20 protein-coding genes are annotated in these 19207 nt (G+C 64.5%); 13 read left to right on the top strand and 7 right to left on the bottom strand.

The annotated features are described in order from the left end of the window. Window positions 1-131 precede the first annotated feature (131 nt). From ACE191_RS02695 to ACE191_RS02680, 4 genes are all read left to right on the top strand, one after another. A complete protein-coding gene (locus ACE191_RS02695; RefSeq protein WP_400190641.1) occupies window positions 132-548 on the top strand; it encodes a DUF3127 domain-containing protein in 417 nt (138 codons plus the stop codon). Between the two features lie 109 nt (window positions 549-657). Next, a complete protein-coding gene (locus tag ACE191_RS02690) occupies window positions 658-1530 on the top strand; it encodes an SDR family NAD(P)-dependent oxidoreductase (protein ID WP_400190640.1) in 873 nt (290 codons plus the stop codon). 271 nt (window positions 1531-1801) lie between these two features. Beyond that, a complete protein-coding gene (locus ACE191_RS02685) occupies window positions 1802-2062 on the top strand; it encodes a hypothetical protein (RefSeq protein ID WP_400190639.1) in 261 nt (86 codons plus the stop codon). A gap of 350 nt (window positions 2063-2412) precedes the next feature. Beyond that, entirely contained in the window at window positions 2413-3072 is a 660-nt protein-coding gene (locus ACE191_RS02680; RefSeq protein ID WP_400190638.1) for a helix-turn-helix domain-containing protein, read from the top strand. 46 nt (window positions 3073-3118) lie between these two features. On the opposite strand, the gene ACE191_RS02675 is transcribed toward ACE191_RS02680, so the two are convergent. Then, complete coding sequence (locus ACE191_RS02675) at window positions 3119-3652, bottom strand: DinB family protein (RefSeq protein WP_400190637.1); 534 nt, start codon at window positions 3650-3652, stop codon at window positions 3119-3121. A gap of 219 nt (window positions 3653-3871) precedes the next feature. Here ACE191_RS02675 and ACE191_RS02670 point away from each other — a divergent pair, with 219 nt between their 5' ends. After that, entirely contained in the window at window positions 3872-4369 is a 498-nt protein-coding gene (locus ACE191_RS02670; protein WP_400190636.1) for a YkvA family protein, read from the top strand. A gap of 23 nt (window positions 4370-4392) precedes the next feature. On the opposite strand, the gene ACE191_RS02665 is transcribed toward ACE191_RS02670, so the two are convergent. Beyond that, the gene (locus ACE191_RS02665) at window positions 4393-5193 is read right to left on the bottom strand and encodes a DUF4184 family protein (RefSeq protein ID WP_400190635.1); all 801 of its coding nucleotides are present in this window, start codon (window positions 5191-5193) and stop codon (window positions 4393-4395) included. A gap of 104 nt (window positions 5194-5297) precedes the next feature. Between ACE191_RS02665 and ACE191_RS02660 the strand changes: the two genes are divergently transcribed. Then, on the top strand, window positions 5298-7574 hold the full coding sequence (locus ACE191_RS02660) for a S46 family peptidase (RefSeq protein ID WP_400190634.1): 2277 nt from the start codon (window positions 5298-5300) through the stop codon (window positions 7572-7574). Window positions 7575-8233: 659 nt separating this feature from the next. On the opposite strand, the gene ACE191_RS02655 is transcribed toward ACE191_RS02660, so the two are convergent. Continuing rightward, window positions 8234-8998 carry a glycosyltransferase family 2 protein gene (locus ACE191_RS02655; protein WP_400190633.1) on the bottom strand — a complete coding sequence of 255 codons (765 nt, stop codon included), beginning with the start codon at window positions 8996-8998 and terminating at the stop codon, window positions 8234-8236. Window positions 8999-9120: 122 nt separating this feature from the next. On the opposite strand from ACE191_RS02655, the gene ACE191_RS02650 reads away from it, so the two are divergent. Together ACE191_RS02650 and ACE191_RS02645 are read left to right on the top strand one after the other, a co-directional pair. Continuing rightward, on the top strand, window positions 9121-9420 hold the full coding sequence (locus tag ACE191_RS02650; RefSeq protein WP_400190632.1) for a hypothetical protein: 300 nt from the start codon (window positions 9121-9123) through the stop codon (window positions 9418-9420). A 76-nt stretch (window positions 9421-9496) separates the two neighbouring features. Then, window positions 9497-10333, top strand: a complete 837-nt coding sequence (locus ACE191_RS02645) for a DUF1571 domain-containing protein (protein WP_400190631.1) — start codon at window positions 9497-9499, stop codon at window positions 10331-10333. Window positions 10334-10524: 191 nt separating this feature from the next. Here ACE191_RS02645 and ACE191_RS02640 read toward each other — a convergent pair whose 3' ends face one another. Then, window positions 10525-11400: an SDR family oxidoreductase gene (locus tag ACE191_RS02640; protein ID WP_400190630.1), complete on the bottom strand. Its 876-nt coding sequence runs from the start codon at window positions 11398-11400 to the stop codon at window positions 10525-10527. A gap of 146 nt (window positions 11401-11546) precedes the next feature. On the opposite strand from ACE191_RS02640, the gene ACE191_RS02635 reads away from it, so the two are divergent. The 3 genes from ACE191_RS02635 (at window position 11547) to ACE191_RS02625 (ending at window position 14300) form a co-directional block, all read left to right on the top strand. Then, window positions 11547-12404: an NAD(P)H-binding protein gene (locus ACE191_RS02635; RefSeq protein WP_400190629.1), complete on the top strand. Its 858-nt coding sequence runs from the start codon at window positions 11547-11549 to the stop codon at window positions 12402-12404. A gap of 24 nt (window positions 12405-12428) precedes the next feature. Then, window positions 12429-13673 (top strand): NAD(P)/FAD-dependent oxidoreductase, encoded by a 1245-nt coding sequence (locus tag ACE191_RS02630; RefSeq protein WP_400190628.1) that lies wholly within the window; start codon window positions 12429-12431, stop codon window positions 13671-13673. 159 nt (window positions 13674-13832) lie between these two features. After that, entirely contained in the window at window positions 13833-14300 is a 468-nt protein-coding gene (locus tag ACE191_RS02625; RefSeq protein ID WP_400190627.1) for a PA2169 family four-helix-bundle protein, read from the top strand. A gap of 376 nt (window positions 14301-14676) precedes the next feature. Here the strand turns inward: ACE191_RS02625 and ACE191_RS02620 are convergent, their stop codons facing one another. Together ACE191_RS02620 and ACE191_RS02615 are read right to left on the bottom strand one after the other, a co-directional pair. Continuing rightward, a complete protein-coding gene (locus tag ACE191_RS02620; protein WP_400190626.1) occupies window positions 14677-16575 on the bottom strand; it encodes a DEAD/DEAH box helicase in 1899 nt (632 codons plus the stop codon). 301 nt (window positions 16576-16876) lie between these two features. Beyond that, window positions 16877-17068 (bottom strand): cold-shock protein, encoded by a 192-nt coding sequence (locus ACE191_RS02615; RefSeq protein WP_151079922.1) that lies wholly within the window; start codon window positions 17066-17068, stop codon window positions 16877-16879. 238 nt (window positions 17069-17306) lie between these two features. On the opposite strand from ACE191_RS02615, the gene ACE191_RS02610 reads away from it, so the two are divergent. Next, window positions 17307-18011: a DNA alkylation repair protein gene (locus ACE191_RS02610; protein ID WP_400190625.1), complete on the top strand. Its 705-nt coding sequence runs from the start codon at window positions 17307-17309 to the stop codon at window positions 18009-18011. A gap of 14 nt (window positions 18012-18025) precedes the next feature. Then, a complete protein-coding gene (locus ACE191_RS02605; RefSeq protein ID WP_400190624.1) occupies window positions 18026-18448 on the top strand; it encodes an acyl-CoA thioesterase in 423 nt (140 codons plus the stop codon). A 6-nt stretch (window positions 18449-18454) separates the two neighbouring features. Here the strand turns inward: ACE191_RS02605 and ACE191_RS02600 are convergent, their stop codons facing one another. Further along, a complete protein-coding gene (locus ACE191_RS02600; protein WP_400190623.1) occupies window positions 18455-19174 on the bottom strand; it encodes a hypothetical protein in 720 nt (239 codons plus the stop codon). Window positions 19175-19207: the final 33 nt, after the last annotated feature.

The following is a 19207-nucleotide window of genomic DNA, read 5'->3' as shown; positions in this document are numbered from 1 at the left end:
CGCCCGGCCCGGCGAAAAAGCAGTACCCTGAGCCCTAGGCAGAAGCCCGCAAAACCCCGCCCCAGCAGGCCGGCGGGGAATTATTTTTCGTAGATTTGGCTTACTAACACTTCAACATCACCCCCCTCATTATGGCTTACGAAGCTACCGGCCGCCTGCACGACATCATGGACGAACAGCAGGTGAGCGAGAAATTCCGCAAGCGCGAATTCGTGCTGGAGGTCGTGGACGGCCAGTACCCCGAGCATATCAAATTTCAGTTGGTTCAGGACAAGACGGCGCTGATTGATCAATACAAGGTTGGGGACGAAGTGCGCGTGCAGTTCAACCTGCGCGGCCGCGGCTTCAACAAGAACGGCCAGATGCTGTACTTCACCAACCTCGAAGCCTGGCGCATCGAGTCGGCCGCCGGTGGTGCTGCTGCGGGCAGCCAGGGCGGGGGCTACGCCGCGCCGGCCGCCAACCAGAACGCCAACCTGCGCCGCGACGCGCAGCCTTCGCGCCCGGCTCCCATTGCCTCGGACGACGACAACGACCTGCCGTTTTAATTTCCGCTGACGCCCCAGGGCTTCCGTAAATGCCGCTTCCATCTGCCGGGAGCGGCATTTTTGCGTACACAGGAGTCAGGCCGCCACGCCTCCATCCTGCTCCCCCGCCATGACTTCCGATTCTGACGCCCCGCTGCGGGGCAAGACCATCCTGCTGACCGGCGCCTCCGGCGGCATCGGCCTGGCCACGGCCCGGCAGCTGGCCGGACTGGGTGCCGACCTGCTGCTGGTTTGCCGCGACGCCACCCGCGGCGAGCGGGCCCGGCAAGCCGTGCAGCTGTCCGGCCCCGCCACCCGCGTCGAGCTGCTGCTCTGCGACCTTTCCCGCCTCACCGAAGTGCACCAGCTGGCCGAGCAGGTGCTGGCGCGCTACGACCGCCTCGACGTGCTCATCAACAACGCCGGGGTGCTGCCCAACGCGCTGCAGGTCACCGAGGAAGGCCACGAGCTGTGCTGGGCTACCAATCACTTGGCGCCCTTCGTGCTCACCAACCGTCTGCTGCCCCTGCTTACTGCCGCGCCCGCCGGGCTCATTCTCACCGTGTCGTCGCAGGCGCACTGGCTGGGCGAGCTTGAAACCTCGGCGGCCCGGCGCAACGACCCCGCCCTGAACAGCGCCTTCACGGCCTACTGCGACTCCAAGCTGGCCAACATTCTCTTCACCCGGGCCCTGGCCGAGCGGCTGGAGCTGACCCCGGCCACCGCCTGCAGCCTGCACCCGGGGCTGGTGCGCAGCCAGCTTTTCGCGGGCAGCTCCTGGCTGATGCGCGGCTTGGTGTGGCTTGCCCGGCCTTTTGCCCGCTCCTGCGAGCAGGCCGCCCGCGGTATTGTGTGCCTGGTAAACGGCGGGGCCAAGCCCCGGTACAGCGGCCAATATTTTGCCAATTGCCGCCCGGCCCGATCATCAAGCAGTGCCGCCAACCTCGCCGAAGCGCACCGGCTCTGGCGAATTTCAGCCGACGAAACCGGAGTAGGAACCTAGCCGCCGGCGGGGTGAGCGGCGCATTTATTGCAAAACTATTTTGATTGAAATAGCACCCTATTTCCGGGGACGGCAGGGCGCGCGCAATTGCCTATAATCCGCTAATCTGCTTGATTTAAACCCTTTTTATTCCCCCCTCATTGGTAATTCGCCTATAGCAAGAATACCGATTTGGCCAACCCACAAAAAAAAACCGTTCGTGTCGTTACTTTATTTTATAATTCTCGTTCCTTTGTTGAGGTTTTAGCACGCTTTTTAACCAATTGAACCAATGGCCGAACTCAACATTCAGCATCTGCAGAAAGTACTGGCTGACGCTGGTCGCAACGAAAACCTGATCCGCGAAATTCGCCGCGCCCACGGCAAGATGCAGTCGGCGCTGGATGAACTGGCTAATCTGCTTGATCCCGCTTACGAGCCTTCCGAGCGCAAGAAGCCGGGCCGCAAGCCCACTGCCGCCGAGGGTGGCGAAGGTAGCGGCCGCCGCCGGGGCCCGGGCCGTCCGCCCAAGAACGCCGCCAACAACGGCTAAGCAAGCTGCCTGCTCTGCTCCATGGGGCATAATACCGGGCCCGCCTTTTCCAGGCGGGCCTTTTTATTTTTACCGACTACTAAATCGGCCTCGCGGAAATTTCCTCTGCCCTACTTACCCGATTTGCAAAGCCCCGTAAACTCCGTCAAACAACCACCCCAATTACCCATTCAGCTCAACTCCTTCTGGCAGACGATGCCGCCCCCGATTTCCAGCCCCGTCCAGGTTGGCTTCGCAGAACAATTAAATAGCCGCGGCAAAGCCAGAAAAATCATCACCGCCCCGCTACCGGCTACCGCTGTAGCCGCTGCCTGCGTAAACAGATTCTGTACGGCGATTCAGGCACCCATATGGCTTTTTCGGCAGCGCAGCTGCGGGCGTTGATAGCCCGGGGCGAAAGCGAGGAATTGGAATTCAAGACCCGCACCACCCACCCGACCCGCATTTCGCGCACGTTGGCTTCACTGGCCAACACCCGCGGCGGCTGGGTGCTCGTGGGCGTCGACGATGCCGGCCGCATCGTGGGAGTGCGCGATGCCGAAGAGGAACGCTACCAGCTGGCGGAAGCGGCCGCTCACTACGTGCAGCCCCCACTGAGCCCCACGATCAGCGAGGTGGAAACCGAGGAAGGCCGCGTTGTGCTAATGGTATTGGTCGCCGAAAGCCCCCGCAAGCCCCACCAGGCCCTGGTAGGTCCCGACGACTGGCGCGGCTACATCCGCACCGGGGCGGCCAGCGTGCAAACCAGTCGCCTTACCGATAAGGTGCTCAGCCAGGAGCCACCGACCAGCGCGTTTGAACCGCTGCCCCTGAACCGCCACGAGCTGGCTGCCCTGGCCTACGTGCAGGAGCACCCGCGGCTGACCCTGCCCCAGTTTCAGCGGCTGATCAACGTGTCGCAGCGCCGGGCGCACCGCTTGCTCATTAAGCTGGTGTTGCACGGTTACCTGCGCTTCCACGACAAGGAAAAGGAACCTTACTACACCCGCGGCCCGCGGCGGCTGGCCTGAATAGAGCTGCCTGAGCGCTTGCTCAGCATGCTTGCACGGCCCGAGTCTAGGCCGTGAGCAGGGGTAGGTAGCGTTCGGCCAGCACGGCCAGGTGATGGGCTTCGTGGCCGGCAATCAGGTAGAGCAGGGCCCGGGCGCTGGCGGGGTTGCCGTTGGCCCGGCCCGGTCGGTCGAGCTGCTCGGCGCTGAAGCTGCCAAACAAGGTCAGGGTAGCCTGCCGCACGGCGGCGTACTCCTGCAGCAGACTGACCAAGGACCGCTCGTCGGCAGCTGAGTGGTCGGCATAGGCGTTTTCGTCGAAGCCAGGCAGTTCCTGTGCGTCGGCGCGGGCGAAGCGCAGGGCGCGGTAGGCAAAGATGCGCTCGGCGTCGGCCAGGTGCAGCACCACCTGCTTGATGCTCCACTTGCCCGGGGCGTAGCGGAAGCCGGCCTGCGCCTCGCTCAACTCGCCCAGCAGCTGATGCAGGGCCGTGGGCTGCACGCCAAGCAGGTCCAGCGGGTCAGCTCCGAGCGGAATGCGGCTGAAATAGGAGTCGGAATACGCCGGGTAAGTACCGGCTGCGGGGCGCTGCGACGACATGATTTCCAAGAGAAAAGGAGAAAGCGCGAATATAGGCTACCGGCCCAGCCGGCGGGCGCCCCGCAAGACCCGGGGCGGACCGCGTAGCGGCTGCGGCGAAAAGCCCCGCGCGGCCCAGGCCCACAGCCGCCCGGGACCGGGGCAATACTACCCGGCCCGCGGTCAACGCCGGGCTAGCTCTGCCGTACAACCCGCATTGCTCATCTCACTGCTTCTCCCATGTCCTCACTCGCCGACAAAGGCCTCCAGATTTCCAAGAACGCGCTCTTCAACGTGTTTCTCAACCGCGCCGCCCGCCTGCTTGGCCGCCCCTTCAAGGCCGTGCTCATGCTTAATGAAGTAGCCGACAAGCTGGCCGACCAGAAAAGCAAGAAAAACAAGTTTGCCCAGCTCATCGACGTGATGCTGACCGTGGTGCGGATGCTGCGCAGCTACATCAGCGGCTCCTACCGGCAGATTGAAACCGGCACCATCCTCTCGGGCCTGGCCGTGCTGCTGTACACCCTCTCCCCCATCGACCTGGTGCCCGACTTCATTCCGGTGCTGGGCTTCCTCGACGATTTGAGCCTGATGAGCTGGTTTGTGGGCAAGTTCCAGGGCGAAATCACCCGTTTCCGCGAGTGGGAGGCCACCAGCGCCACCACCGAGCTGCCCAGCGCCGAGCCGGCGCCGGCCGCCCTGAGCCAGTCGGCCGTAGCCGAGCTGGGTCACTCTTAGCTTACTTTCTTTACCCTCCGACTTCAGCTGGCCAGCCTTTCGGGGCGGGTCCGCTTTTTTTGGTGCTGTTGCCTCAGGCCCCACAGCAGCAGCGCCAGCCACAGGACCGTGCTGCTGGCCACCACGCCCCGCGCCAGCAGTTCCCGAGCCGATGCATAGTCTATAATGGGCCGGGCCTGCCAGTAGCCGTAGCCAAACCCCAGGGCCACGGCCGTCCCCACCAACACGGCCAGCAGCCACGGCGGCGCGGCGGGGCCGGCAATAGGCTGCCGCGGCGCCCGGGTTAGCCAGCGGCCCAGGGCCAGCAGCAGCCCGGCCGCCCCCAGCAAGGAGCTCAGGTGCTGGGCCAGCTTGAAGGCGGGCATCCTACCAAATACCGGAAACGGCAGCTCGGCCTGCAGCGCGGGCAGGCGCCGCACCAGCCAGCCATCGGCGTGGGTGGCCGAGTCCCAGACCAGGTGCGTGAGGGCGCCCAGCAGGATGGCGGCGGCCAGCAGCGGTAACCGGCGGCCCAGCGGAAAGGGCTGCCGGGCCAGCGGGCTTAGCCGGGCACGCAGCAGCCCGGGCAGCAGCTCGGCGGCGGGCTCCTTCACGATGCGGTGCCAGAGTCCGAGCACCAGCAAGCTCAGCGGCAGGCAAAACAGCACCAGGCCCGGCAGCGTGTGGCCGAAGTGGCCGCGGGGCACCAGGCGCAGAAAGTACAGGAAGTCGGGGCTCATGCTGCCCACCACCAGCGCCGAGAGGGGCAGCCCGCGGCAGCGGGCCAGGGGGCAGTACGGCGGCGGGGTGGCAAAACGGAAACGGCACGGGCAAAGGGCAAACAACCGGGCAGAGCGCCGCCCGCCGGACAAGATAGCGGCCCGGCGGCGGGCGGTTGTGGCCGGGCTGCCGTAATTTCGCCCTACTACTCACCAACGACTCGTACCGCGTGACGTCATTTCTTTCCCGCTTTCCCCGCCTCGGCGCGCTGTTGCTGGCCCTGGCGCTGCCCCTGGCCGCCCGCGCCGACGAAGGCATGTGGCTGCCGCTGCTGCTCAAGCAGCTCAACGAGGCCGACATGCAGCAAAAAGGCCTCAAGCTCACGGCCGAAGACATTTACAGCGTCAACCGCGGTTCTTTGAAGGACGCGGTGGTGCAGTTCGGCGGCGGCTGCACGGGCGAAATCATTTCCAACGAGGGCCTGCTGCTCACCAACCACCACTGCGGCTACGGCCAGATTCAGCAGCACTCCTCGGTCGAGAACGACTACCTCACCAAGGGCTATTGGGCCATGACGCGCGGCCAGGAGCTGCCCAACCCCGGCCTCACCGCCACCTTCATCGTGCGCATGGAAGACGTCACGGGCCAGGTGCTGCAGGGCATTCCGGCCGGCGTGGCCGAGGCCGAGCGCGAAAAAACCGTGCTCCAGCGCAGCGCCCAGGTGGCCCAGCAGGCCGTGCAGGGCACCCACTACAAGGCCTTCGTGCGGCCCATGTTCGGCGGCAACGAGTACTACCTGTTCGTCACGGAGGTGTTCGAAGACATTCGCCTGGTGGGCGCGCCGCCCGAGAGCATCGGCAAGTTTGGCGGCGACACCGACAACTGGGCCTGGCCGCGCCACACCGGCGACTTTTCCCTGTTCCGCATCTACGCCGGCCCCGACAACAAGCCTGCGCCCTACTCCAAGGACAACAAGCCCTACCAGCCGCGCCACTCCCTGCCCATTTCGCTGGCCGGCGTGCAGCCCGGCGACTTCACCCTCGTCTTCGGCTTTCCCGGCCGCACCACCGAATACCTCACCAGCTGGGGTGTCGACGAAATCTACGCCGTGTCGGACCCGGCGCGGGTGAAGGTGCGCGACGCCAAACTGCGTATTCTCAACGAGGACATGCAGGCCTCCGACAAGGTGCGCATTCAGTACGCCGCCAAATACGCCTCGCTGGCCAATTACTGGAAGAAGTGGATTGGGGAGATGCGCGGCCTCAAGCGCCTCGGCGCTACCGCCCGCAAGCAGCAGCAGGAAACGCAGTTCCGCGCCTGGGTGGCAGCCGGCGACCCCACCCGCAAAGCGGCCTACGGCCAGATTCTGGATCAGCTCGAGCAGCAGTACCGCCTGGTGCGCCCCTACGTGCTGGCCCGCGACTACACCACCGAGGCCGCGCTGGGCGTGGAGCTGGTGGCCTACGCCAACAGCCTGCAGAACCTGGTGGATTTGATTCAGGCCAAAGCCCCGCAGCCTGAGCTGGCTACGGCGGTGGAAAAAGCCCGCCGCGGCACCAGCAACTTCTTCCGCAACTACTCCGTGAGCACCGACCAGAAAGTGGCCGCCGCCCTGCTGCCGCTCTACGCCGACGGCACGCCCGCCGAGTTGCTGCCCGAGTACGTGCAGAACCTGCGCCGCCAGCACACCACCCCCGCGGCCTGGGCGCGCTTCGCCGCCGAGCTCTACCAGCGCAGCCGCCTGACCTCCGATGCCTCGGCTCAACGCGTGCTCGACGAGCTGCTGAAGGGCAACGCCCAGGCGTTGCTCGCCGACCCGGCCTACCAGCTGGCCGCCCCCATTGTGGCTACCTACCGCCAGAAAGTGCTGCCGGCCTACTCGGCGGCCCAGGACCAGATTACCCTGCTGCAGCGCACCTACCTGGCCGGCCTGCGCCAGTGGCAGCCCGAGCGCAAGTTCTATCCCGATGCCAACTCCACCCTGCGCGTGGCCTACGGGCAGGTGGCCGGCTACCAGCCCGCCGACGGCGTGCAGTACGCGTACTACACCACCCTCGACGGCATCATGGAAAAAGCCGACCCCACCAACCCCGAGTTTCAGGTGCCGGCCCGCCTCGTGGAGCTCTATAACAACAAGGACTACGGCCCCTACGCCCACAACGGCACCGTGCCGGTGGCTTTCACGGCCACCAACCACACCACCGGCGGCAACAGCGGCTCGCCCGTTATCAACGGCCGCGGGGAGCTGATTGGCACCAACTTCGACCGCAACTGGGAGGGCACCATGTCCGACATCATGTACGACCCCGACCGCGTGCGCAACATCACCCTCGACGTGCGCTACATGCTCTTCGTGGTCGATAAAGTAGCCGGTGCGGGCCACCTGGTAAAGGAAATGAAGCTGGTAGGCCTCCCCGGTCAGCCCGCCGAAACCGCCCCCGCCGACAAGAAAATCAAGAAGCAGAAAGTAAAAGTGAAGCGCGAGAAGGCCGCCGTGGCTCAATAGCCCCGCTTCCTACTCCTTTGCTCCTACCGGCCCAAGCCGGAAGCTGCCCGCGGGCGGTTTCCGGCTTGTGTCGTTTCGGGCCGGCCGCGTTGCGCCGCCCCGCTCCCACCGGCTACCGACCAGACGTGCCCCGCCGCCCGCCGCAACCTGCTACATGGCGGCCAAGTGCTACCCTCCGGCCGCACTACGTCCCACGCCGAGGCCCGAGCCGATTTCTAAGTCCATTCCGCACGCTTCTAAGTCCGTCCCACATGCTTCTAAGAAGATTCCGCGCGCATCTAAGTCCATCCTGCATCCATATAAGTCGGTTTCGCACGCTTCTAAGACCAGTCCGCACGCATCTAAGTCCGTTTTCCGCCTTCTAAGACCGTCCTGCACGCATATAAGTCCATTCCGCACGCTTCTAAGGAGGGTTTGCAGGCATATAAGACCGTTTGCGCTCATATAAGTCGGTTTCGCACGCTTCTACGTCCATTTTGCACGCATATAAGAAGGTTTTGCGCAGCACACTTCTGCTCCGAAGCAAGCCAGAAGCCCAACTGCCGGCCCGAGGCCGCCGGCATAACCGCTCAACGCGCTGCATGGCCCCGTGGCACCAGCTGCCCGGCACGCGCTACCGGCCACCTGTCACGTATCACCTGCTACCTGTCACCCAACAACTACCCCGGCCGCTCCACGCCCAATTGCTGGAGCTGCGCGACGTACTGGTCGTAAATCCGTTGCAGGTCGGCGCCGTGCTTGGCAGCATCTACGCCCTGGCTCACGTTGCTGCGGTGAAAGCGGTGCAGGTGGCTCAGGTGGGGGCACACCACGGGCAGCTCGCCGGCCAGCAGAAAGCGCACGTACAAATCCAGGTCTTCGGCCATGCGCAAGGTTTCGCTGTAGCCGCCCACCGCGTCGAACAGGCGGCGGCTGAAGCACACGTTGCCCTGAATGAAATGCTCGGCGCGGAAAATGGCGCGTAGCATATCGGCCGCCGAGTCGAAGCGCCAGGCGTAGTAGTCCTCGCCGGGCAGGTAGCGCCGCTCCTCGTCCACGCGCAGGAAATCGGCCACGAACCACTGCCGCCCGGGGTGGGCTTCGATCTGGGCACCGTAGTGGTAGAGGCAGCGCTGCAAGAGCAAATCGTCGTCGTCGAGGGGCACCAGCCAGGCCTCGGCCGGGGTTTCCCGAATCAGGCGGTTGCGGGCCGGGCCGGGCAGCAGTTTGCCGGCGCGCTGCGCCCAGGTGCGGATGGCGGGGCCTTCCCAGCTGGCGGCTTCGGCCAGGAAATCGGCCGTGGCGTCGGTGCTGGCGTTGTCCAGAATCAGGTGTTCGTAGCGGGCGTCGGGCAGCGGGGCCAGCACGCTGGCGCGCACGCTCTGCACGGCTTCGGGCAGGAAGGCGGCGCGGTTGTGGGTGGGAGTGATGACGGCGAAGTGCATGGGTGCAGCGTTGTTCGGTGGGGCGGGCCAAAAAGTTGCCGCCGCGCCGGCGGCCGGCGTCAACTTTCCGCCCGCCCGTGGCGTTTACCGCCCGGTAGCCCGCCCTTTTTTTCCGTTGTTGTATGGCCGTTTTCGTTGTGTCGCTGCGCCTGCCCGAGTCGTTCGACGAGGAGTTCGTGTCCACCATTCCGCGGCACCGCGCCTTCATCAACAGCCTCATCGAAGAAAACATCGTGGTGGCCTACGCCATCAGCGCCGACCGCTCGCGGGGCTGGGTGACCATGCACGGCCCCGACGCGGACACCGTGCGCGGGGTGGTAGAGCAGTTTCCGCTGTTCCGCTTCCTGGAGCAGGTGGAAATCGACGAGCTGTTCGTGTTCGACAGCGGGGCCTCGCGCCTGCCCAAAATCAGCCTCAACTAGCCGGCGGCCCGCGCAGTTTTGCCGAATTCTGCGCAACTTACTGAATCCGAAGCCCGGCCCTCGCCCTTTATTTCCTATGATTCGTCTGCTCCAGCTCCTTACCCCCGCCCTAGTGCTGCTGCTGGCGGCCGCCCCGCCCGAGAAAATGACCACCGAGTTGCTGGTGACGCGTCTGAGCACCAGCATCGACAAGCTGCAGTCGTTGCGCTGCTCGGTGAAGGCCACCGAGCGCATGGGCGGCAGCTTGCAGCAGGTTCGCTCCCAGATGAAGCTCACCTTCAACCCCCAGCGCGTGTACCTGCGCAACCACAAGGGCATCGAGGTGCTGTGGGTGGAGGGCCAGAACGGCGGCGACGCCTGGGTGTACCCCAACAGCTTCCCCTACGTGACGCTCAGCCTCGACCCCAACGGCACACTGATGCGCAAAAACCAGCACCACGGCATCCTGGAGGCCGGCTACGGCGTCATCACCGACGTCATCCGCACCTCGCCCCAGCGCGCCGACACCTACCGCCGCTCCTTCCGCTACGCCGGTGACACCACCGTGCAGGGCCGCCCCTGCTACCTGCTGCGCTCCGACTTTCCGCAGTTCCGCTACGTGAACTACAAAACCGAGAAGCCCGAGACGCCGGCCCAGATTGCCGACCGCTTCGGCTGCGGCGAGCACCGCATCCTGGAGCGCAACAAGCTTGGCTACGGCGAAACCATTGCCGCCGGCCGCACCCTGCAGGTGCCCAACGCCTACGGTCGCCGCACCATCATCTGCGTCGACCAGAAGCTGATGCTGCCCCTGCTCATCAGCGTGTGGGACGACCACGGCCTCTTCGAGTCTTTCGAGTTTCAGAACGTGGTGGCCAACCAGCCCATCCCCGCCGCCGAGTTCAGCAAGGATTACAAGGAGTACAAGCTTTAATCACGAATTCTTCCGGATTCGACGGATTCCACGGATTTTGTGGACGATTAAATTTCACATTGACCAGATAACAGCTAGCCGTTATTTAGCTGAACAGATAAACGAGACAGGCCACCCGCACGGGTGGCCTGTCTCGTTTTACAATCGTCAACAAAATCCGTGGAATCCGAAAAATCCGCAGAAATCCGTGCTTAGCGGCGCATGGTTTTTTCGATCATGTCCCACATCTGCGGGGTCAGCAGCTCGAGCTTGTTGAACTCGCCCGCGCCGTTGAGCCATTCGCCGCCGTCGATGGTGATGACCTCGCCGTTGATGTAGGCCGCGAAATCCGACACCAGGAAGGCCGCCAGGTTGGCCAGCTCCTGATGTTCGCCCACGCGCTTGAGCGGCACCGAGGCAGCCGGGTCGAGCTTGGAGGCCAGCGGCTCGGGAAACAGGCGGCTCCAGGCCCCCTCGGTGGGGAACGGGCCGGGCGCAATGGCCACCGAGCGGATGCCGTACTTGGCCCACTCCACGGCCAAGGAGCGCGTCATGGCCAGCACGCCGGCCTTGGCCGTGGCCGAGGGCACCACGTAGGCCGAGCCCACCGAGGCGTAAGTGGTGACGATGTTGAGGATGGTGCCGGGCTGCTGCTGCTCGATCCAGTGCTTGCCCAGGGCCAGGGTGCAGTTGTAGCTGCCCTTCAGCACAATGTCGACGATGACGTCGAAGGCTTTGTTGGACAGCCGCTCGGTGGGGCTGATGAAGTTGCCCGCGGCGTTGTTTACCAGTACGTCCACGCGGCCGAACTCCTCCACGGTGCGGCGCAGCAGGTTCTCCACCTCGTCGTACTTGCGCACATCGCACTGCACGGCCAGTACCTTGCCGTTGGTTTGCGCGCGCAGCTCGTTGGCCGTGGTTTCCAGCACGTCGAGCTTGCGCGAGCTGATGACTACGTTGGCGCCGAGCTGCAGGAAGTAGGTGGTCATGGCCCGGCCCAGGCCGGTGCCGCCGCCGGTGACGATGATGGTTTTGCCCTGCAGGGCGCCGTCGCGCAGCATGGGTTGGGCGTAGGGAGCTGAAGCCATAAGAAAAGCGAAAAAGAAATGGGCAGTGATTGACGAAACGCAAGAACGGCAATTGCGCGGTTTTGTCGGCATGCCGAATGGTTTGCCGCCGCGGCCGCTCTGCCACGCGCCCCCCGGCGGCGCGAATCCTGCGTTATTTGCAGCCTATGCACCAAACCGATTACCAAGCCGTCCCCGTGGCCGTGCTGGGCTGCGGCTGGCTGGGCTTACCGCTGGCCCGCGCCCTAACCCAGGCCGGCCACGCCGTGGCGGGCAGCACCACCTCGCCCGACAAGCTGCCGCTGCTGGCGGCGGCCGGCATTCGCGGCCACGTCCTGCGTCTGGGTGCCGAAACGCGGGCGGCCGAGGTGCGGCCGGTGCTGGCCGGCGCCCAGGTGCTGGTGCTCAACGTGCCCCCCGGCCAGCGCCGCGACGCCGCCCCCGACCCCGCGGCCTACCCCGCCCTGCTGCAGCCCGTGGCCGACGCGCTGGCCGATTCATCGGTGCGGCAAGTCATCTTCATCAGCTCCACCGGCGTGTATGCCGATGAGCCCCGCCGCATGACGGAAGCCGATGCGCTGGCCGCGCCGGATGCCGCCAGCGGACTGCTGCGCGCCGAGTGGTTGTTGCAGCAGCCCGGCCGGCCCTGGCTCGCCACGGTGCTGCGGCTAGGCGGGCTGATGGGTCCCGGCCGGGCGCCGGGCCGCTTTCTGGCCGGCCGCACCGAGCTGCCGCAGCCGGCGGCCCCGGTCAATATGCTGCACCTGGCCGATGCGCTGGGCGTGGTGCAGGCCATCGTGCACCAGCAGGCCTGGGGCCCGACCTTCAACGTGTGCGCCCCGGCCCACCCTTCCCGCCAGAGCTTTTACACTGCCGCGGCTGACTTCCTGCGCCTGCCCGCGCCCCGTTTTCTCTCCGGGGACCAGCGCGGCGGCAAGTACATCGACACCACCGCCTTGCACGAGCAACTGCGCTACGAATTCCGCCACCCCGACCCGCAGGCGGCGCTGGACGCCTGCGCCTAAGCTGCGCGCCGTACTTTTGCCTTTGTGAAGGAGCATGCAAACCAGGCCGTAGCCGTGCTGGGCGGCGGCGCGGCCGGCTTTTTCGGCGCCATTGCCTGCGCCGAGGCCAACCCGACCCGCCCGGTGTACCTGATTGAGAAAACCGGCAAGCTGCTGAGCAAGGTGCGCGTGTCGGGCGGCGGGCGCTGCAACGTGACGCACCACTGCTTTTCGCCGGCCCAGCTGGTGCAGCACTACCCCCGCGGCGGCCGCCAGCTCAAGGAACCCTTCAACCAGTTTGGCGCCCAGGACACGGTGCGCTGGTTTGAGGCGCGCGGCGTGCAGCTCAAGACCGAGGCCGACGGCCGCATGTTCCCCGTCACCGACTCCTCCGAAACCATTGCCCAGTGCCTGCTTGAGGCGGCCCGCCGTGCCGGCGTGCGCATCCTGCTCAGCACCGCGGCCGAACGCATTCAGCCCCTGCCCGAAGGCGGCTTCGAGCTGACCTTGACCGGCGCCCACGCCCAGCCGCTGCGGGTGCAGAAGCTGCTGGTGGCCACCGGCGGCAACCCCAAAGCCGAAGGCTACCAGTGGCTGCGCGGGCTGGGCCACGGCCTGCAGGAGCCGGTACCTTCGCTGTTCACCTTCAACGTGCCCAACTCCCCGCTCAAGGAGCTGATGGGCGTGAGCGTGCCCCACGCCCGGGTGGTGCTGGCCGGTGAAAAGCTCGACTACGAGGGCCCACTGCTGGTCACGCACTGGGGCGTGAGCGGCCCGGCCGTGCTCAAGCTCTCGGCCTGGGGCGCCCGCCGCCTGCACCAGCTGCAGTACACCGGCACGGCCCTCGTGAGCTGGGTGCCCGCGCACACCGAGGAAACCCTGCGGCAATGGCTGAACACTTTCCGGGCCGAGCACGGCAAGAAAACGGTGCTGGCCAACCCGCTCTTTGGGCTGCCGCAACGGCTGTGGCGCACCCTGGTCGAGCTGGCCGGCATCGGCGCCGACGCGCGCTGGGGCGAGCTGCCGGCCAAGCTGCAGAACCGCCTGATTGAGCTGCTGCTGCGCCAGCCGCTGGGCGTGCGCGGCAAAACCACCTTCAAGGAAGAGTTCGTGACCTGCGGCGGCATTCCGCTGGGCGAGGTCAACCTGAAAACCATGGAAAGCCGCCTGGTGCCCGGCCTGCACTTCGCCGGCGAGGTGCTCGACATCGACGGCATCACCGGCGGCTTCAACTTCCAGGCGGCCTGGACCACCGGCTACCTGGCCGGGCGGGCTCTGGCGGGGCAGTGAGCTGGCGAATTTAATATTCCAGGTTGCGCGAACCGCGTTCGTGCCCAAGCGAAACGTCAGCTTCGTCATCTCGCTATTTCACCGCTCGCAACCTTCTGCCAGCTGGCACAGTACTTTATCCTATTCCAACCTGAACCTTACCTCAACCTCCCAAACACCATGGCAAGCAACAACAATCCCCTGCAAACGGTCCTGAACGAGCTGGTCGAAACCCTGAAAGACGGCGAAAGAGGCTATTCCGAGGCCCTGACCGACGTGAAGGATCAGGACCTGAAGCAGGTGTTCAAGCAATATGCGGTGCAGCGCGACGGCTACCTGACGGAGCTGGAAAACGCCATGCACAAGCTCAACCTGAGCCCGGCCGAGGCCAAGGAAGACAAACTGGATTCGGTGGTTGGCACCGCGCACCGCGCCTGGATCAACATCAAGTCGGTGGTAACCGGCAACGACCGTCACGCCATTCTGGCCGAGTGCGAGCGGGGCGAAGACTACGCGGTGAAAGCGTTCCAGAAAGCTGTGCAGGCCGAGGGCCTGCCGAGCGACATCAAGGCCATCGTCGAAAAACAGTACAACGGCATCAAGCAGGCCCACGACCAGATCCGCGGCCTGCGCGACTCGTCGAAATAATCACGGATTGGAGCGGATTCGACGGATTGCCCGGATTTCGGGGACGATTCGCTCGGGCACCAACCCTGCGACTGTTTTCGGATTGCGCAGATTTCGAGGGCGGATAGGTTCCGTCGGCTGCATAATCCGAAATAAACGGGCAGGCCACCTCATTGAGGTGGCCTGCCCGTTTTTGTGCGTGGCGTCAGGTCCAGCCGTTGCGACAAGGGGTAGTTCCGGCACGCCTCGTGGCGATTAGTCCCCAATTCCGCTTATCCTGCTAGCGGCCCAAATGGCTATAAAAAAGTGGTGCCACGACATCAAGCCGTGGCACCACGCTACCATCACAATCGTCTACGAAATCCGGGGAATCCGCTAAATCCGGACGAATCCGTGATTATTCGTCGAAGCCGCCTTCGTTACGGTCGCGCCGGGGCTTGTAGCCGCCTTCGCGGTTGCCGCCGCCGTAGCCGCCCGAGCGCTGCCCGCCGCCGTAGCTGTTGCCGCCGCGGTAGCCGCCCTCGCGGTTGCCGCCGCCGTAGCCGCCCGAGCGCTGCCCGCCGCCGTAGCTGTTGCCGCCGCGGTAGCCGCCCTCGCGGTTGCCGCCGCCGTAGCCGCCTTCGCGACGCTGGAAGCCGCCTTCGCGGTTGCCGCCGCTGTACGGACGACGCGGACGCTCACTGCCTTCGGCGCTTTCGAGGCCGGCTTCGCGCTGCGTAGCCAGGCTAAAGGCCACCGGGCGACCGTAGAGCGAGGTACGGCCCAGTTGCTCCACAATCTCGTTTACGTTCTCGTTGGGCACTTCCACGAAGCTGAACTTGTCGTACAGTTCGATGTCGCCGACGCGGCCGGGGGCCATGCTCGTAGCGCCCACAATCAGCTCGACCAGGTCGCGCGGGTGCAGCCGGTCTTTCTTGCCCATGGTCACGAACAGGCGGGTGTAGCCCTCGCGCGGGGTGCCTTTCTGGCGGTCCGCTTCGATGCCCTTTTCGGCCTGCTTGCTTTCCTTCATCACCATCTTGAGCAGGGCAGCGGCAATGTCCAGCGACGTTACCTCTTCCTCCTGGTCAATCAGGCGCTGGACGCGGCCGATGTATTTATCCAGGTTGCCCTTCTCGATGATATCCTTGATCTGACCCAGCAGCACGGTGGTTTTCACCTCCGACACGTCCTCGAACGAGGGCACGCGCTCCTGCTTGATCTGCGCCTTGGTGAAGCGCATGATGTCGCGCAGCTTGTAGATGTCGCGGCCGCTCACGAAGGTGAAGGCCTTGCCCGACTTACCCGCCCGGCCGGTGCGGCCGATGCGGTGCACGTAGTATTCCTCGTCGGTGGGCAGGTCGTAGTTCACCACAGCTTCCACGTTGTCCACGTCGATGCCGCGGGCGGCTACGTCGGTGGCCACCAGGATTTCCAGGGTCCCCTTGCGGAATTTGTCGAGGGTGTTCTGGCGGGCCTGCTGGCTCATGTCGCCGTGCAGGCCGTCGGCAAAGTAGCCCTTGGCTTGCAGGTCGGCCACGATGTCGTCGACCATGCGCTTGGTGTTGGCAAACACGATGACCGACTTGAGGCTGTACATGTCGATGACGCGCGAGAGCACATCCTTTTTCTGCGGACCGCGCACCTCGTAGTAAGCCTGCTCGATGTTCGAGACGGTCATCTCCTGGTGGTTGACCTTCACGATCTGCGGCTCCTTCTGGTACTTCTTGGTCAGCTCCATGATGGGCTTGCTCATGGTCGCCGAGAAGAACACCGTCTGGCGCTCTTCCGGCAGCTGGGCCAGCACCGTCTCGATGTCGTCGCGGAAGCCCATGTCGAGCATTTCGTCGGCCTCATCGAGGATGATCATCTTGCACTTGTCCAGCTTGAGCGTACCGCGCTGCAAGTGGTCCATTACGCGGCCGGGCGTACCGATAACTACCTGCACGCCGCGCTCCAGGGCGCGGAACTGCCGGTCGTAGCTCGAGCCGCCGTAAATGGGCACCACGGCCAGGCCGCGCTTGTACTTGCCCAGCTTCTGAACTTCGCCCGAAACCTGCACGGCCAGCTCGCGCGTGGGGCAGAGTACGAGCACCTGCACGTCGCGCGAGTCGGTGTCGATGCTTTCGATGGCGGGAATGCTGAACGCCGCAGTTTTACCGGTGCCCGTTTGGGCCTGCCCGATAACGTCCTTGCCTTCGAGCAGAACGGGAATGGCCGCCGTCTGGATGGGCGAGGCTTCCTCGTAGCCCATCTCCGTGATGGCGCGCTGAAGCTCTTCCGAGAGCTTCAGATCTTCAAATTTTACTTTCTCCATGTCTTGTGTAGGGAGTGTTTGGAACAGCAATCGGTAACCAGCTCGTTCCTTTCCCTACGCAACACGACAGGACAACGGACGACGACGACAAACGACAAATAAAACGACAGGCGCTACAACAGCAGGGCGCCCCGGCCGGGACGGGCCGATTCTCAATTGCGGCTGCAAAGGTAGACAGAATAAACGGCAAAGCCCACCAGGGCGCCGAAGTACGGCAAGTCCGTCCCGGCCGGGTGGGGCCTAAAAGCAAGAAAGCCCGCCGATTGGCGGGCTTTCTTGGGATTTACCTATACGCAGCGAACTAGGCGCGGCGCACTTTTACGGCGTTCAGACCTTTGCGTCCTTCCGACACTTCGAACTGAACTTTGTCGTTGTCACGGATTTCGTCGATGAGGCCGGTTACGTGAACGAAGATGTCTTCGCCAGTCTCGTCGTTTTTGATGAAACCAAAGCCCTTGGTCTCGTTGAAGAATTTTACAGTTCCTGTCTGCATGATGGTGGTATTGAAAAAACTATTTAAGCAAACCGCCGCAGGACCCTACTGTAATTCTGCACGAGAATAAGTGTAGTGGTTCGGAAGCTTAATTTCCTTAAACGCTAGTAAAGGTATTACTTATTTTGAATAATCCGCCAGCCAATACTTCACTTAGGCGATACTTTATTATGGCCTTTGCCGGCGCGTGGTCAACTTTAAGGCCCGAACGGCTTTACTACCCGCTACTTCCCCCGCCATGAGCTTCGACGAGATTTACCAGCAGCTGCAGACCCTGGGCACCGAGCAGACCCGCCAAACCTACCGCCGCCACGGCTGCGGCGACCACGTGTTCGGCGTGAGCTTCGCCGAGCTGGGCAAGCTGAAGAAGCAGCTGGTGGGCCGCGGCAAGGACCGCGCCCACGCCCACGCGCTGGCCCGGCAGCTCTGGCCCACCGGCAACTTCGAGGCCCGCACCCTGGCTACCATGCTGGCCGACCCGCAGCAGCTGAGCGCCGCCGAAGCCGAGGCCTGGGCCGCCGAAGTGCCCAACCACGCACTGGCCGATTCGCTGGCCGCGCTGGTGGCCGAAACGCCCTTCGCCCAGGCCAAGCTGGCCGAGTGGACCGCCACGCCCGACGAATACCGGCAGCGCCTGGGCTTTGCCCTGCTCGGGCGGCTGGCCCTGCAGGATGCCGCGCTGCCCGACGCGTTTTTCGAGCCCTACATCCGGCAGATCGAGCAGCAGCTGGCCGGAGCCGCCAACCGCGCACGGGAAGGCATGAACAACTGCCTCATCAGCATCGGCAGCCGCAACGAGGCCCTGCGGCAGCGGGTAGAGGCCGCCGCCGACCGCATCGGCCCCGTCAGCATCGACCACGGCGATACGGCCTGTCAGACCTTCGATGTGCGGCCGTACCTGGCCAAAGTGTGGGCCCGCAAGGCCGCGCGTGCCTCCGCCTGAGCCCTTCTATTAAAATGACTGAATCCACCGCTTCCGCCTTCCGCTTCTCCCGGCCCGTTACCGTGGTTGAGGACCACATCGACGCGCTCAACCACGTCAACAACGTGCAGTACGTGCAGTGGATTCAGGACATTGCCGGCGCGCACTGGCTTACGGCCTACCCCGCCGGCGCGGGGGAGCCCTACGTTTGGGTGGTCATGGAGCACCACGTGCGCTACCTCAAACCCGCGCTGCTGGGCGACGAGCTGCAACTCACGACCTGGGTGGGCGAAATGAAGGGCGCCACCTCGCAGCGCTTTACCCGCATCGAGCGGCTGGCGGATGGCGTGCTGCTGTGCGAGGCCGAAACCCGCTGGGTGCTGCTCGACCCGCACACCCAGCGGCCCAAACGCATCGAGCCCGCGGTGGTGGCGCGCATGCTGGGGCCGGTGGGCTAGGTTGCACTAGAATACTTCGGATTCGGCGCTTAGAGGCAGGGGTTCACCCCTGAAGTGAGCGGCTATCAGGGCTTCGGTATCGGCATGGCCTCCAATAATGGGGCAGAGGCCGTCTTCAACGTTGACCAGGCACCAGTTTCGCGCATCCGGGAACAGGTAGGCCGTGGCATCGAAGGCGGCTTGCTGCAGGAAGTCAATGAACTCCCTCGCTGTCACCCGATACAGCACTTCCTCATCGGTGGGCAGTATTGGGGTAAACTCCGGTCCCCAGCGCCAGGAATCCTCAACGTAGAGGTTAAGCGTGGTTGCCGGTGCGAGTTGTAGCAGCAGGTCCAGCAAAACAGCCGCGGTGGGCTCGGCCAGGGTAGCAAAACCCAACGTGCGCCAGAGCAGCTTACCTAATAAGTCTAAGTTGTAGGGCAACGCAAACCGGGCGGCCAGCTGCCGGAAGGAAGTAGGCTGGTAGACTGGCGTGCGCCCCGCGCGGTAAACATCGTGCTGCGTCCAGATGGCCACGTTGCGGTTGATCTGCTCAATACGGCTGCTGTCGGGCTTGACCTGATCAAAAGGAAAACCCTCGATGATGCCTACCGCCGGCAGCAGCGCCCGGATATACGGATAGCGCTCCGGCAACAAGTGCTTCACCAGCAGCGGCTCCGTGGCAGCTCGCGCAGCAGGATTCTGCTTCAGCCACTGAACCGGCTCCAAGTCTGTTGTGTACTCCATCGTTCAAATAGACTGATTCGTTCGACCTTTACC

Source organism: Hymenobacter sp. B81, assembly GCF_044628455.1.
Lineage (GTDB): Bacteria > Bacteroidota > Bacteroidia > Cytophagales > Hymenobacteraceae > Solirubrum.
This window is presented reverse-complemented; position numbering and strand designations above follow the sequence as displayed.